The sequence below is a fragment of the Pseudomonas sp. genome (genome assembly GCF_036404235.1).
GTDB lineage: Bacteria > Pseudomonadota > Gammaproteobacteria > Pseudomonadales > Pseudomonadaceae > Aquipseudomonas.
In genome coordinates, this window is sequence record NZ_DASWOT010000167.1 from 37,244 (window position 1) to 52,075 (window position 14,832).

Annotated in this window: 10 protein-coding genes, 1 tRNA gene and 1 pseudogene; 4 read left to right on the forward strand and 8 right to left on the reverse strand. The window is 57.9% G+C overall.

The genetic code is table 11. The features are described from left to right. The first annotated feature begins 51 nt into the window (after window positions 1–51). The 3 genes and pseudogenes from rpoD to VGC62_RS21080 all read left to right on the forward strand — a co-directional run bounded on the left by rpoD (window position 52) and on the right by VGC62_RS21080 (window position 5,356). Window positions 52–1,896 carry an RNA polymerase sigma factor RpoD gene (rpoD, locus tag VGC62_RS21070; RefSeq protein WP_331189012.1) on the forward strand — a complete coding sequence of 615 codons (1,845 nt, stop codon included), beginning with the start codon at window positions 52–54 and terminating at the stop codon, window positions 1,894–1,896. Window positions 1,897–2,300: 404 nt separating this feature from the next. Continuing rightward, window positions 2,301–5,264, forward strand: a pseudogene (locus VGC62_RS21075) (sensor domain-containing protein); the annotation flags it as partial. A gap of 15 nt (window positions 5,265–5,279) precedes the next feature. After that, window positions 5,280–5,356, forward strand: a tRNA-Ile gene (locus tag VGC62_RS21080). 99 nt (window positions 5,357–5,455) lie between these two features. On the opposite strand, the gene VGC62_RS21085 is transcribed toward VGC62_RS21080, so the two are convergent. Continuing rightward, entirely contained in the window at window positions 5,456–5,803 is a 348-nt protein-coding gene (locus tag VGC62_RS21085) for an AraC family transcriptional regulator (RefSeq protein ID WP_331189014.1), read from the reverse strand. A 45-nt stretch (window positions 5,804–5,848) separates the two neighbouring features. Next, window positions 5,849–6,541, reverse strand: coding sequence for a CatB-related O-acetyltransferase (locus VGC62_RS21090; protein ID WP_331189015.1), 693 nt, complete (start codon window positions 6,539–6,541; stop codon window positions 5,849–5,851). Window positions 6,542–6,660: 119 nt separating this feature from the next. Between VGC62_RS21090 and VGC62_RS21095 the strand changes: the two genes are divergently transcribed. Then, on the forward strand, window positions 6,661–7,719 hold the full coding sequence (locus tag VGC62_RS21095) for an FUSC family protein (RefSeq protein WP_331189016.1): 1,059 nt from the start codon (window positions 6,661–6,663) through the stop codon (window positions 7,717–7,719). A gap of 16 nt (window positions 7,720–7,735) precedes the next feature. Here VGC62_RS21095 and ppk2 read toward each other — a convergent pair whose 3' ends face one another. The 6 genes from ppk2 to VGC62_RS21125 form a co-directional block, all read right to left on the reverse strand. Further along, on the reverse strand, window positions 7,736–8,659 hold the full coding sequence (gene ppk2, locus VGC62_RS21100; RefSeq protein ID WP_331189017.1) for a polyphosphate kinase 2: 924 nt from the start codon (window positions 8,657–8,659) through the stop codon (window positions 7,736–7,738). Window positions 8,660–8,836: 177 nt separating this feature from the next. Further along, the gene (locus VGC62_RS21105; RefSeq protein WP_331189018.1) at window positions 8,837–9,607 is read right to left on the reverse strand and encodes a DeoR/GlpR family DNA-binding transcription regulator; all 771 of its coding nucleotides are present in this window, start codon (window positions 9,605–9,607) and stop codon (window positions 8,837–8,839) included. 54 nt (window positions 9,608–9,661) lie between these two features. Next, window positions 9,662–10,663, reverse strand: a complete 1,002-nt coding sequence (gene pdxA, locus VGC62_RS21110) for a 4-hydroxythreonine-4-phosphate dehydrogenase PdxA (protein WP_331189019.1) — start codon at window positions 10,661–10,663, stop codon at window positions 9,662–9,664. Continuing rightward, window positions 10,660–11,952, reverse strand: coding sequence for a four-carbon acid sugar kinase family protein (locus VGC62_RS21115; protein ID WP_331189020.1), 1,293 nt, complete (start codon window positions 11,950–11,952; stop codon window positions 10,660–10,662). The genes pdxA and VGC62_RS21115 overlap by 4 nt, the downstream gene beginning before the upstream one ends. Further along, window positions 11,949–12,953 carry a 2-keto-3-deoxygluconate permease gene (locus VGC62_RS21120; RefSeq protein ID WP_331189021.1) on the reverse strand — a complete coding sequence of 335 codons (1,005 nt, stop codon included), beginning with the start codon at window positions 12,951–12,953 and terminating at the stop codon, window positions 11,949–11,951. The genes VGC62_RS21115 and VGC62_RS21120 overlap by 4 nt, the downstream gene beginning before the upstream one ends. A gap of 987 nt (window positions 12,954–13,940) precedes the next feature. Further along, on the reverse strand, window positions 13,941–14,832 hold an 892-nt coding region (locus tag VGC62_RS21125; RefSeq protein WP_331189022.1), incomplete at its 5' end, for an acetoin dehydrogenase dihydrolipoyllysine-residue acetyltransferase subunit.

Here is a 14,832-nt window from a genome sequence, read left to right on the forward strand (position 1 = left end):
TAATCCTCGGCTTGTTTTTTGCCCGCCAAGACCTTCAGTGGATAGGGTGTTATGTCCGGAAAAGCGCAACAACAGTCTCGCCTCAAAGAGTTGATCAGCCGTGGTCGTGAGCAGGGTTACCTGACTTACGCCGAGGTCAACGACCACCTGCCGGAGGATATTTCAGATCCGGAACAGGTGGAAGACATCATCCGCATGATTAACGACATGGGGATCAACGTATTCGAGAGTGCCCCGGATGCGGACGCCCTTTTGTTGGCCGAAGCTGACACCGACGAGGCGGCGGCTGAAGAAGCAGCCGCAGCGTTGGCGGCAGTCGAAACCGACATTGGTCGCACAACCGACCCGGTGCGCATGTACATGCGTGAAATGGGTACGGTCGAGCTTCTGACACGTGAAGGCGAAATTGAAATCGCCAAACGTATCGAAGAAGGCATCCGTGAAGTGATGGGCGCAATTGCGCACTTCCCTGGCACCGTCGATCACATTCTCTCCGAATACACTCGCGTCACCACCGAAGGTGGCCGCCTGTCCGACGTACTGAGCGGCTACATCGACCCGGACGACGGCATTGCGCCGCCTGCCGAAGTGCCGCCGCCAGTCGATCCCAAGGCCGACAAGGTCGAAGGTGCCGACGACGAGGAAGAAGAGGCTGATGCGGACGACGAGGAAGAGGCCGAAAGTGGTCCCGATCCAGTCATCGCCGCGCAGCGCTTCGGTGCAGTCGCCGATCAGATGGCTATTGCAGTCAAGGCCCTGAAGAAACACGGTCGTGGCAGCAAGCAAGCCAGCGCAGAACTACTGGCCTTGGCCGAGCTGTTCATGCCGATCAAACTGGTTCCAAAACAGTTTGAAGGTCTGGTTGAGCGTGTTCGTAGCGCACTTGAACGCCTTCGTGCTCAAGAGCGCGCGATCATGCAGTTGTGCGTTCGTGATGCCCGTATGCCGCGTGCCGACTTCCTGCGCCAGTTCCCGGGCAACGAAGTTGACCAGAGCTGGACCGACGCGCTGGCCAAAGGCAAAAGCAAATACGCTGAAGCCATCGGTCGTCTGCAAACCGACATCCAGCGCTGCCAGCAAAAGCTGACAACACTGGAAGAAGAAACCGGTCTGAAGATCTCCGAGATCAAAGACATCAACCGTCGCATGTCGATCGGTGAGGCCAAGGCCCGCCGCGCGAAGAAAGAGATGGTTGAAGCAAACTTGCGTCTGGTGATCTCCATTGCCAAGAAGTACACCAACCGTGGCCTGCAATTCCTCGATCTGATCCAGGAAGGCAACATCGGCTTGATGAAAGCGGTGGACAAGTTCGAATACCGTCGTGGCTACAAATTCTCGACTTATGCCACCTGGTGGATCCGTCAAGCGATCACTCGCTCGATTGCCGACCAGGCACGTACCATTCGTATTCCGGTACACATGATCGAGACGATCAACAAGCTCAACCGTATTTCCCGCCAGATGCTGCAGGAAATGGGTCGCGAACCGACGCCGGAAGAGCTGGGCGAACGCATGGAAATGCCTGAGGACAAAATCCGCAAGGTATTGAAAATCGCCAAAGAGCCGATCTCCATGGAAACCCCTATCGGTGACGATGAAGATTCGCACTTGGGTGACTTCATCGAAGACTCGACCATGCAGTCGCCAATCGATGTCGCCACCGTTGAAAGCCTGAAAGAAGCGACGCGCGAAGTCCTCTCCGGCCTTACCGCTCGTGAAGCCAAGGTGCTGCGTATGCGCTTCGGTATCGACATGAATACCGACCACACGCTTGAAGAGGTAGGTAAGCAGTTTGACGTAACGCGCGAGCGTATTCGTCAGATCGAAGCCAAGGCGCTGCGCAAGCTGCGTCACCCGACAAGAAGCGAACACTTGCGTTCGTTCCTCGACGAGTAAACAAAACGTTGATCACAAAACCCCCGGCTCTGTCGGGGGTTTTGCGTTTTGAAGAATAAATCTCCGGCACAGTGCCACCTCTCGCCAGCCCGACTACACTCGATTCAATCCTAGCGCTGAATTTTGAGGCTGCCATGTTTTGGATACCGGCAGTAGCTTTCTTATGCTTGATGGGGTCGACAGTTGTCGACGCTCGGGCTCTCTCCGACAAGGAGAAGACCGAGACCGGCTTTCATGAAGAAAATACATATCGCACGGACGCTGCCTTGCCCTCCCTTGAGCAAAGAAACGTCTTGCATCAGGACCTTTTGGCCATTTCTGACAGCCCATCTGTAACGGAAAACGTTTCAGCCGAGCTACCAGGAGCGCAAGAGCGATATCCAACGTCTCGAGGTTTTGACGAGGGGAAGTTCTGGCGCGACTTTTTACTTTATGGGCTGCCAGGCCTTTTGCTGCTCTGCACGGTTCTGGCTGTCGTGGTACGCATCAACCGTCGACTCAGCTCGGAAATTTCTCGTCGAGTTGCCCTCGAACAAGAACTGCGCAGCAGTGAATATCACTACCGCGGCATGATCGAGAGCCTATCGGCCATAGCCTGGGAAGCGAACACCCACGACTACTCCTACAATTACGTCTCTCCGCACGCAGAAAACCTGTTGGGCTATCCGCTAGCACAATGGTTACATCCTGGCTTCTGGCGAAGCATCGTCCATCCCGCTGACATCGCAAGAGCAGAAGCCTATTGCAACCAGGAAACCGCCCTCGGCCATGATCACAGTCTCGATTACCGTGTGATCAGTGCCGACGGCAGGACGCTGTGGGTCCGCGACATTGTCAGCCTGATTGGCTATGGTCACGAGCCCGTGATGCGCGGCCTGATGATCGACATCAGCGAAACCAAGCAGACTGAAGAAGCGCTGCGCCTTTCCGAGGGCAAATTCGCCTCAGTGTTCGCGCAATGCCCCGATATTCTGGTGATAGCCCGACTGTCAGATGGCTGCTTTCTGGAGGCCAACCAGGCGTTTGTCGAACAAATTGGGCTGACCGCCGCCGACGTCATTGGCAAAACGCCTTCGGATCTCAACATCTGGGGCATTCCCGATATCGGCCCAAGCCTGCTCCAGCGCCTGCAAAAAGGCAGCATTCGAAACCTCGAGATGCCTTTTCGCCGCTGTGATGGTCGCTTATTCACCGGCCTGCTGTCGGCAGAACCGTTTGATCTGGACTCAACGCTGGCCTTAGTTGTCGTGGTACGTGACATCACTCCGCTCAAGGAAGCGCAACAACAGTTGCAGCTCTCAGAAGAAAAATTCGCCAAGGCGTTCCACTCATCGCCTGACGGCCTGCTGATCACTCGACAAAGCGACGGATTGCTGGTGGAGGTCAACGACGGTTTCAGCCGCATTACGGGCTATCAAAGCTCGATGTCACTGGATCACACCACACTGGATCTCGGTATCTGGGTCGACCTGAACGAACGCCAGCTACTGCTCGAACAACTGAATCGCGACGGCTTCGTCCGCGACTTTACTAGCCATATACGCCGTAGGGATGGCCAAGTCAGACTGTGCGAAATTTCATCACGGCCACTGCCCATCGGCGGCGAAGATTGCATGCTGACCATTGCGCGCGATATCACCGAACGCCATCAGATGCAGGAAAAACTACAACTGGCCGCGACGGTATTCGAAAGTACGGCTGAAGGCGTTCTGATCACCGATACCCGCCAGCGGATCAATGCGGTAAATCGGGCATTCAGTGAGATAACGGGCTACAGCGAGCACGAGGCAATCGGCGAAACCCCACGACTGCTCGCATCAGGGCTGCACGACAGCGCGTTTTATGCAGCCATGTGGTACCAATTGACCGCCGAAGGCCACTGGCAGGGTGAAATTAGTAATCGTCGAAAGAATGGCGAAATCTATCCGAGCTGGCTGACCATCAGCGCAGTAAGAAACCGCGACAAATTCATCACCCACTTCGTGGCCGTGTTCGCCGATATTTCCAGCCTCAAACAGGCCCAGGCGCGACTGGACTATCAGGCTCACCACGACCCATTGACCAGCTTGCCCAATCGCACGCTGTTTGAAAGTCGACTGCACACTGCGCTCCTGCACAGTCAACATGGCAACAGCCTCGGCGCGGTGCTGTTTCTCGACCTTGACCGCTTCAAGCACATCAACGACAGCCTTGGGCATCCGGTGGGCGACCTTCTACTCAAGGGCATTGCTCAACGCCTGAAAGAAAACTTGCGCGACATCGACACCGTGGCCCGGCTCGGGGGGGATGAATTCATTATCCTGCTGCCAGGCCTGCAGAACGCCAGCGATGCCGAAGCAATCGCAATCAAGCTGTTAAATAGCTTTAACGCACCGTTTCAGGCGGGCGAGCACGAGTTTTTCATCAGCTCCAGCATCGGCACCGCGCTGTTCCCCAATGATGGACTCGACGTCGCGACGATCATCAAGAACGCCGACGCAGCCATGTATCGCTCCAAGGCCAAAGGCCGCAACCGAGTAGAAAGCTACACTCGCGATCTAACCGCGCAAGCCAGTGAACGGATCGCCCTCGAACATGAGTTGCGTCGAGCCATTGAACGCAACCAGTTCACCCTGTCTTATCAGCCCAAACTCAGCCTCTTGACCCAACGCTTGGTCGGCGCTGAAGCATTGCTTCGCTGGAACCACCCAACCTTCGGCGATGTGCCGCCCGAGCGCTTCATCTCTCTGGCCGAAGAAAACGGCATGATCCTGGAGATTGGCGAATGGGTTTTGGAAAGCGCCTGCCGGCAGATGTATGAATGGAACCAGACCTACGACGTCTTCGGCCCTTTGTCGGTCAACCTCGCCGGAGCGCAACTGCGAAAGCCCAATCTGGTCAACCGCATCGAACAGTTGCTTACTCAATACCGGTTGCAGCCAGGCTGCCTACAGCTGGAAATCACCGAAAACTTCATCATGAGCCAGACAGAAGAAGCACTGTCCGTGCTTCATAAACTGAAAAAACTGGGCGTACAACTGGCAATCGACGACTTTGGCACAGGCTATTCATCCCTGAGCTACCTGAAGAAACTGCCGCTGGACATCCTCAAAATCGATCAGTCTTTCGTGCGCGGCCTGCCGGACGACCCTCATGATGCTGCCATCGTTCGCGCCATCATCGCCCTGGGCCGCAGCATGCAACTCACCGTCATCGCCGAAGGCGTGGAAAACATCGAGCAGCAGCAATTTCTGGCCGACGAAGGCTGCGAACAGATCCAGGGCTACATCGTCAGCCTTCCCCTGCGGCCAGAGGAATTCTGCGCGACGTTTCTTCGTATAACAGTTTCAGACTTTTCGGATAGCACAGCACGTAAACCATCGTTATAATCCGCGGCCTACTGAGGGCCTATAGCTCAGTTGGTTAGAGCAGGGGACTCATAATCCCTTGGTCCACGGTTCGAGTCCGTGTGGGCCCACCATACTCAAAGCCGCGCAGTGCGCGGCTTTTGCTTGTCTGGCGATTACATCTGTCGTGGATTGAGAGCAGCCGTTTGTAGGGTAATCAATTACACAGCTATTTATTCCCGCGAATACCTCGTGGGCGCAAGCCCGGTATAGCGGGTAAACGCGACACTGAATGCGCTCGCTGAACTGTAGCCGACCCGCTGGGCAATCTCGAAAACACTGCCGTCCTTACGGTGCAGCAGGTTCTTGGCCAACGCCATACGCCATGCGAGCAGGTACGCCATTGGCGCCATGCCCAACGCTTGGGTGAAGCGCTCAAAGAAGGTGGAGCGTGAAAGGGCGGCTTCCTTGGCGAGCTGCGCCACGGTCCAGGAACGGCTTGGATGTTCGTGCATTTGGCGTATTGCCACGGCCAAGCGTTCGTCGCCGAGTCCGCGCAGAAGGCCGGGCGATGCGGTCATGTTCGGGTGAGTCTGGTGCTGCCAGGCCGCGCTCCCGCAGACGCCTCAAATCAACCCGCATCCGTTCCGTGCCATTCGCAATGTGCGATAACTCGCCTTGGTGCGAATCCCCACCACAGGCAAGTGCTGCAAGAACGCTTCTGGCTCATCCAGCGGCAATGTCTTCAAAAGACTCGCCTGAGCTTCCCACCAACGGCTCGCAAGCAACTTTTCGATCACCTGCGCCGAATGCCTGTAACGCACAACTCGTGCAGGAAATCCGACGACGATGGCGTATGACGGGACGTCCTTAGTGACAACGGCGCGGGTGGCGATGACCGCACCTGTGCCGACGGTAACGCCTTCCATGATCATAGCGCTGTGCCCGATCCAGACGTCATGGCCGATGACGGCTTGATCGGTTCTGGCGGTATAGGTCAACGGGGAATCGGTGTATTGGAAGGGGTGCGTGCTGACCCAGTCGGTCGGATGAGTGAATTTCTCTTGTCCGATAATGACGTCGGATGCGATAGAACAGAACCGTCCAATCGACGACACCAGCGACAGGTGGCTGCCGCTGCGAATATAGGTGTGTGCGCCGATCTCAAGCTGTTTCGAACGAATTTCGACATGCCCCAGCTCGGCGTGCTCCTCCACGGTCAATTCGGTCTGCTTGCTCAATGACGGCAGACCACCGGCAAGTTTTACGCCGTGCTTCCTGATCCAGCGTTTCCAGTAGAGGTTTTTCAGGTACGACAACGGGGCGTTCCTTATCGTCCGACGACGGGATTAAATTGGCGATAAGCCTAACAGAAGGCATAGTTCCAGACGTTCGTGAACGCACTGGATACATTCGCCATTCTGATGGTCTTTAGCCCATGACAACCTCTCGCACATTTCCACGATTCCCTTGGCTGCGTCGCCTCCTGCGCCCGTTGCTGGACCCTTATCGCCGCTACCAACATGCCCGTTACATTCATGCCGGGCGCATCGTCGTCGGTCTGCTGGTGTCGATCCTGTTGACCACGGGGATTAATCTGCCCCACGGTGAATGGGCGTCGGTGACGATGTTGATCGTGATTGGCGGTTTGCAGCACCATGGCAACATCGGCAAAAAGTCGGTCGAGCGCGCATACGGGACGCTGATCGGTGCCGCGCTGGGGCTGGCGGTGGTGACGCAGCAAAACTATCTGGGCCTGCCACTGCTGACGTATCTGCTGATGTCGTTGATTTGCGGGTTCTTCGCCTATCACGCGATCGGCAAGGGCGGCTACACGGCGCTGCTGTCAGCGATCACGCTGTTCATCGTCGCTGGGCATGGGGATAACCCCGTGTCAGATGGGCTGTGGCGCACCGTGGATATTCTGATTGGCATCGCGTTGGCCTTGGCGTTTTCCTTTGCGCTGCCGCTGTATGCGGTTTACTCGTGGCGTTACAACCTGGCGAGCGGTCTGCGCGATTGCGCGAAGGTGTATGAGCGCATCAACAGCGGGCAATCGATCACGACCGACGAGCATGTCAAGCTGACCGCAAAGCTCAACGCGACCATGCTGCAACTACGTTCACTGTTGCCGTCGGTGTCCAAGGAAGTGCGGATTCCCATCGTCGAGCTGGAAGCGATTCAGGGGCACTTTCGCATGTGCCTGAGCACGCTGGAGATCCTCTCCAACATCCGTCCCGCCGACATGAGCCAGGCGTTATTAAAGGTTGAGCAACAACACATTCGTCGCCAGTTCATTAGCATGGCGCGGGCGCTTCAGAACGGCGTGACGCAAAGGCTCAAGCGCAAACCGCAACCGCTGGAAAACGGGCCGGACACCGAAATCGCCATCCCTGGCGAACTGATCGGCTATCGGTTGCTGACGCTGCAGCTCGCAAAAACCCTCGACAGCTTGCAGTTGCGTCTGGCCAAGACGGCTAAACGCTGGAGGATCTGACGCCGCACGCCGTCGATCAATAAACCGACGGCACCACCATGTCCCTCGGGACTGGCGCTCGCAGGTAATCGGCGTTGTATTCCCGGGCAGGCAAAATCACCTGCGGCGATTCGGTTTCGCCGCGCGGAATCTGTTCCAGCAGGTGATGAATGCAATTGAGGCGAGCGCGCTTCTTGTCGTCGGCCTCGACAATCCACCATGGCGCGACATCGGTGTGGGAGCGGGTCAGCATTTCCTCTTTGGCCCGCGTGTAATCCTCCCAGCGACGGCGCGACTCAAGGTCCATTGGCGACAGTTTCCACTGCTTGAGCGGATCGTGGATGCGCATCAGGAAGCGCCGATACTGTTCGTCGTCGGTGATGGAGAACCAGTATTTGATGAGGATAATTCCAGAGCGCACCAACATTTTTTCGAACTCGGGCACGGTGCGGAAGAACTCTTCATATGCCTCGTTATCGCAAAATCCCATCACCCGCTCAACACCAGCGCGGTTGTACCAACTGCGGTCGAACAACACCATCTCGCCCGCCGCAGGCAGATGCGATATATAGCGCTGGAAATACCACTGCGTGCGCTCACGCTCGCTCGGCGCGGTCAGTGCAGCCACACGCACCACCCGCGGATTAAGCCGCTGGGTGATGCGCTTGATCGCCCCGCCCTTCCCGGCCGCATCTCGGCCTTCGAACAACACGACAACCTTGAGCTTCTGGCTGACCACCCAGTCCTGCAGCTTGACCAACTCACCTTGTAGCCGCAAAAGCTCACGAAAATACACACGCCGATCAATGCCTTTGGGTACGTCTTCGCCCAAGTCGGACAACAAGGCATCCAGGCGTGCATCGTCGTACTCCATTTCCAGCTCTTCGTCGAAGCTGTCAAGGATATCGGCATGCATGTAGCGTGCGGTTTCGGATAAATCCAGAGGCTGGCTATCGGTCATGGCTGGGCTCCCGGCAAGGATTCAGAGGGTCTTGACCGGATTTAGGCATGCCAGGAGTGACAGCAGAATGACAAAGCAATGACAGCGAGGAAAAGTCCTACATAACGCCGCGCCAACACGAAGCTATAAGGGACTTTTGCGCGAAGACGTAATTACATGCGGCCTGAAGGGTGTCAGTCAGGTGAAAGCAGTCTCAACCGTAATCTGCTGAACCGCCCGAAACGCTGCCAACAACCGCTCATCTGCCTGCAAGGACGTGATCAACGTCCACTCTCGTTCAATCGGTGTCCAGTGCTGCTGGCGGGCGCGCCCCAGTTTGTCGGAGTCGGCGAGGACAAAAATCTGTGCCGCGCGCTTGAGGATGCACTCCTTGAGATAGGCCTGTTGATCGCTGGCCTCGCACAGACCGAAATCGGCCACCACGCCATCCGCCCCGAGAAACGCCTTGTCGACGCTTAAGCGACTCAGCGTCAGCTCCGCCAACGGCCCCAGCGTGCTCATGCTCGACCCACGCAAATCGCCACCGATAATCGTCAAGCGAATCCCCGGTGCGTTTGCCAGCGTCATCACCGCCAGCAGGTTGTTGGTCACCACATGTATGTCCTGCCGCGAGCAAAGATGCAACGCCAACGCTGCGCAGGTGGTGCCGCCGTCGAGCAGTACCGTGTCGCCATCGCGCACATGTGCTGCCGCCGCTTTGGCGATAGCGTCTTTCTGATCGCGCTGCGTTGCCTTGCGCTCTTCCAGCGACGCCTCAGGTTCATGAACCCCGACCAGCGCTGTCGCGCCGCCATGGGTACGCACCAGGTGTCGCTGTTTGGCAAGCATGGTCAGGTCGCGACGAACCGTGGCTTCCGAGACCCCAAGGGCAGCACTCAACTGTTCGACGTTGGTGTCGCGTGCGCGAACCAGTTCGAGGATGGCGCGGTGGCGGTCGGCAGCTTTCATGGGTGGCCTCATTGCGGGAAGGCCGACGATCTTACACGACCGCAGGCCTGCAACTCATCCCCGCCGCGTGGCCAGTTCGGCCCCCTGACGCAACGCTTCCAGCAGGCTGCGCTCGTCAGCGATGCCTTTACCGGCGATGTCGAACGCCGTGCCGTGGTCGACCGAAGTCCGGATCACTTCCAGCCCGACCGTGACGTTGACACCCGCTTCCAGGCCCAGCACCTTCACCGGACCGTGACCCTGGTCGTGATACATCGCCACCACCAGATCGAAATCACCCCGTCCAGCCCGGAAAAACAGCGTGTCTGCTGGCAGCGGGCCTGTCACGTCCAAGCCTTTTTCCTGAAGAATCTTCACCGCAGGGATGATCTTTTCTTCCTCTTCACCGTAGCCGAACAGCCCGTTCTCACCGGCATGCGGGTTGATCCCGCACACGCCAATACGCGGCTTGGCGATACCGGCTTTGATCAATGTCGCATTGCCACGCTCGATGGTGCGCTGTACAAGGCCCGGCTCGATCTTGCGGATCGCGTCGATGATGCCAATGTGAGTGGTGACATGGATTACCCGCAGTTGCGGCGCCACCAGCATCATCGACACCTCGTCGACGTTGGTCAGGTGCGCGAGCATTTCGGTGTGGCCTGGATATTTGTGGCCACCTGCGTGCAACGCTTCTTTGTTCAACGGCGCCGTGCAGATGGCGTCGATCTGCTTGGCTTCGGCCAGTTGCACAGCACGCGCGATGTATTGATAGGCGGCGTCACCGGCAATCGGTGACAACTGCCCGAACGGCAGATCATCCGGAATCAGATCCAGGTCAATGCAATCAATGGTGCCCGGCTCATACAGCGCTTCGGACGCCTCTTTGATACGACGGATTTTTGCGCTGCCCTTGACGATGATATTGGCCTGTTCCAGACGGCGCGCATCACCCACCACCAGCGGACGGCACTGTTGATAAACGATGTCGTGGGTCAGGCTTTTGACGATGACTTCCGGGCCCACGCCAGCGGCGTCGCCCATGGTGATGCCAATGATCGGGAGATAGTTACTCATGAATGATTACCTTGTCGCGCAGGAAAGAGTGTTGAGCCGTCGGTATAAACCGCAGGCTCGGCGGCATCGCGCAGATGCAGCCATGACGCATAAAGAGCGTGATCGGTGCCGAACGCACCGGCCTTGGTGATGACGCCGGGACGATGACCATCGCGGCTGGCGACCGGACGCCCGAAGGCGACACCGGCTTCGACTTCACAGAGCAGTTTCAGGCTGCCGATACCGACGGCGCTGAGCATCGCCCGCGCAGTTTCGCCACCGGTAGCGACCAGGCCACCGACCTTGTCGAAATGCGGCTGGACCAATTTGGCAAGCAACGTCGACAGCCGGGCGCCTTCGGCGGGATTGAACGCTTCGTCGCGACCGATACGCAGCAGTAAGTCATCACCGCGCTGCAAATGCGCGCCGATGCGCACTTCCAAGCCAGCCCAATCCACATGGCGAGTGCCTTCGCGCAATACCGCAGGCGGCACAATGAGCTCATCAATGCCCGCGCGCTCTTTGAGCATCGTGCATTGGCGCTCGGAAACACCGGACAAACTGCCGACCAAAACCAGGATCGGCGCCTTTTTTTCGCGCTGGAACGAGAGCTCCTGCGTGGCGGTTTCGAACAAATAGGGTAATGCAGCGATCTCCCGAGCCAAGCCTGCGGAGCCGACCCAGAACAGGGGCTCGCTCATTTGCATGGTGACTTGTGCCAGCCGGCGCAGATCTTCGGCGGTTTCGGCATCGACGATGAGCGCTTGAGTGGCGCTTTTTGCGATCTCGGCAATGTGCTCGGTCAACGCTGCAGCACCGCTACGCAACGTCGCAAGGGACAACTTTGTCGTGCGCAAGCCAGCGGTTTCGAGCATCGCGTCAAGGTCTGCGCACTGCCCGGCATGCTCCAGCGTCCAGGTCTCGGTGGTTTCCAGCGGTTGATCATTGACCCTCACACGCCCGCCGAGCGTGGTCCTTCCCGTTGCCGGGAATGCTGGCGCGACAATCGCCAGGCCAGCAATAGCCTGTAACCCGGCGACTTCCGCCGCCCAGTTGCCGCGCAAGGTGGAATCAATCTTTTTGTACAGCCGGTGCCCTGTTTTCAGCAGCGTCTCACACGCTATCACTGTGCGCCCAGCGGCCTCACTCGGCGACAGACGACGAGTGTCGGTATCGATGGCCACCACTTGCGCGTCGCCCGTGTCATGGGCCGGATCGAGCGTCACTACTGTGCGCAATCCGGCGCTGGCGAAGGCGATCGCACAATCGGCCGCGCCAGACAGATCGTCGGCAATGATCAGCAACGTCATCGAACGACCTCCCGTTCGGCACCTACGCTCGGTCTGCTCGCGCCATGGCGCTCGTTGTAGCGCTTGGCGACCATCGACGTAAGAATCGGCGACAGCACTGCCGTCACCACCACGCACGCCGCCACCAGCAAAGTCGCGGTACTCGCCGCATCCGCATAGACCGGGTTCGCGGCGGCGACCAATGCCGGAACCGCCGCAGCGTTCCCCGCCGTGTTGGCCGCGGCAACCCCTGCCACACCTGTGCCACCTGATACCCGATCAGCGAAGTACAACGGAATCCCCGTGACAACCACCACCGCAACACCCAAGCCGATACCGAGCAGGCCAGCCTGCCAGACTTTGTGCAGGTCCAAGCTCGCACCCAGCGCCAACGCAAAGAAGGGGATCATCACCGGCACGGCTTTGGCGAGGAAGTCGCGCATTTCACGGTCCAGATTACCCAGCAGCATGCCCAGCAACAGCGGCAGAATCGCGCCCACCAGCGTCGGCCATGGGAATGCAGCCAAACCAGCAACGCCGAGCGTAACCATGGTCAAGAATGGCCCCGACTCCAGCGACATTACCGAATAGGCGCCGACGTCTTCCGAGCGACCGTATTGGCCCATCAGCGCCATGTACAGGCCGCCGTTGGTGTCGTTCATCGCAGCGACGACAGCGAGGGTCGAAATCCCCGCAAAAATACCCGAGGTAATCGGCTGCTCCCCGAGGAAGTGGCCCATGATCACGCCGATCACTACCGCCGTGCCGACTTTAGTGCCGAACAGCACGCCACCTTTTTTCAGCAAATAGGGTGTGGCTTTGATGTCGATGCTGGCGCCCATGCAGACGTAAAACACCGCCAGGATCGGCAAAGCACCGGTGAACAAAGCATTGGTAAACGAACCGAAGAACTTCGGCATATCGGGCAGAAACGTTGCGACCAGCGAACCGATGAGCAGAGGCACGATCATCATGCCGCCAGGTACACGTTCGATTGAGCGCTTGATTGGGATTTGGGCCACGCGAGTTCTCCTTATTTTTATGTGTTGAGTACAGTCGCTAAACACTTGAGATTGAGCGAATCAATCATAATTATGATTGATTCGATCAAATCAGCTTATGACACTCCTATAAATCGCGCAAACCAATCATTTAAATGATCGTTTTGAGCAGAAGGTAATGTGGAACTCAGCTTCGAAAGCTCACTTGGACACACATCATCGCGCAGCCTTCGGCAGCTCCCAGATGATCGGTGCTCACCGCGAGGGTGGCGGATGTCTTCAATGTGGGCGGTTGATCAGTTGTAGGAGTGAACTTGTTCGCGAGGCAGGGTTTCAGACACACCGCGTGAGTCGCCTCGCCAACAAGTTGGCTCCTACAGACGAGGGTCAGACAGCGTTGGATCTGCGGCATCAACCCCAATTACCTGCCACTGCTCATCCGTCACGGCGCGCCATTGGCGGATGTCTTCAATGTGGCGGTTGATCAGCTGTAGGAGTGAACTTGTTCGCGAGGCAGGGTTTCAGACACACCGCGTGGGTCGCATCGCCAACAAGTTGGCTCCTACAGACGAGGGTCAGACAGCATTGGATCTGCAACCTCGACCACAATGCCCCACCGCTGCTCATCCGTCACGGCGCGCCATTGGCAAATATTCAACGTGGCGCTTGATCCGCTGTAGGAGTGAACTTGTTCGCGAGGCGGCGTTTCTGGCACACCGCGTGGGTCGCCTCGCCAACAAGTTGGCTCCTACAGATGAAGCGCGTTCTGCATACGAGGATCAGACAGCGTCGGATCTGCGGCCTCGACCACAATTACCCACCGCGGCTCATCCGTCACGACACGCCATTGGCAAATATTCAACGTGGCGCTTGATCCGTTGTAGGAGCGAACTTGTTCGCGAGGTGGTGTGTCAGGCGCACCGCGTTGGTCGCCTCGCCAACAAGTTGGTTCCTACCGGGAAATGCAGTTCTCAGCTTGTGCAATGGATCTTTGGAGAACTCGCCGCTTTACTGGTTTTTCAAAAATGCCGCAATCAGCTGATTAACCTGCTCCGCTGCCTCCATCTGCACCATATGCCCCTGCTTGGCCAGCACCTGGACCTGAGCGTCCAGCCCCTGCGCATGGGCGGCGGGAATGATCCTGTCGTCCTCGCCCCAAATTACCAGCGTCGGCTGTTGCGCGACGACTGCCCGCAGCTCGGTTTTTTGCACGCCTTCGGGGAATAACTGCCCCGCTAGCTGCCGGAGCGCGGCATCGACACCTTCCAGGCGCTTGAACTTGAGTATGTCTTCAAGCATTTGTCGGTTGACCAGCGAAGGGTCGTGGAACAGTTGGACCACCTGCGGCTTGAGTGCATTGCGGTTACTGGCGTCGATAAACCCTTGCAGGTAGTCGCCGTTGATTTCGTGTCCCAAGCCGGCGCTGGCAATCAGCACCAACGAAGCCACCCGCTGCGGCGCCAACCGGGCAATGTTCAGCGACACCGCGCCGCCCATGGAATGCCCAGCCAAATGTACGCTGGCGATGTCCAGGTGATCGAGCAGCGCAAGCACACTGTGGCTCAACTCGTCGAGATCACCGACCCTGAGTACCTTGCCGGATTCGCCATGCCCCGGCAGGTCCAGAGCAATCACCCGACGCTCAGCGGCCAACACCTGATGGTTGAACAACCAATTGTTTAGATCACCACCAAATCCGTGGACCAACACCAACGGCGTACCGCCTTCGCCCAGATCGAAATAGCGCAGCAAACGCCCTCCGATCTCGATTTTCTGCGCGCTTGGGCCTGACACCTCTTCCTCTTCACCTCCGGGCACGAAAGTGGCCTGAAACTGCTCTATCACCGCGTTGATCTGCTCATCGCTTGCCTCGCCCTCAACCACGATGGCCAGCAGCGCG

What these genes read in the sequence shown, in the direction of transcription:
- rpoD (WP_331189012.1), top strand. Translation starts at nt 52, where the DNA reads ATGTCCGGAAAAGCGCAACAACAGTCTCGCCTCAAAGAGTTGATCAGC.
- VGC62_RS21085 (WP_331189014.1), bottom strand. Translation starts at nt 5,803, where the DNA reads ATGACCGCATCGCCCGGCCTTCTGCGCGGACTCGGCGACGAACGCTTG.
- VGC62_RS21095 (WP_331189016.1), top strand. Translation starts at nt 6,661, where the DNA reads ATGACAACCTCTCGCACATTTCCACGATTCCCTTGGCTGCGTCGCCTC.
- ppk2 (WP_331189017.1), bottom strand. Translation starts at nt 8,659, where the DNA reads ATGACCGATAGCCAGCCTCTGGATTTATCCGAAACCGCACGCTACATG.
- VGC62_RS21105 (WP_331189018.1), bottom strand. Translation starts at nt 9,607, where the DNA reads ATGAAAGCTGCCGACCGCCACCGCGCCATCCTCGAACTGGTTCGCGCA.
- pdxA (WP_331189019.1), bottom strand. Translation starts at nt 10,663, where the DNA reads ATGAGTAACTATCTCCCGATCATTGGCATCACCATGGGCGACGCCGCT.
- VGC62_RS21115 (WP_331189020.1), bottom strand. Translation starts at nt 11,952, where the DNA reads ATGACGTTGCTGATCATTGCCGACGATCTGTCTGGCGCGGCCGATTGT.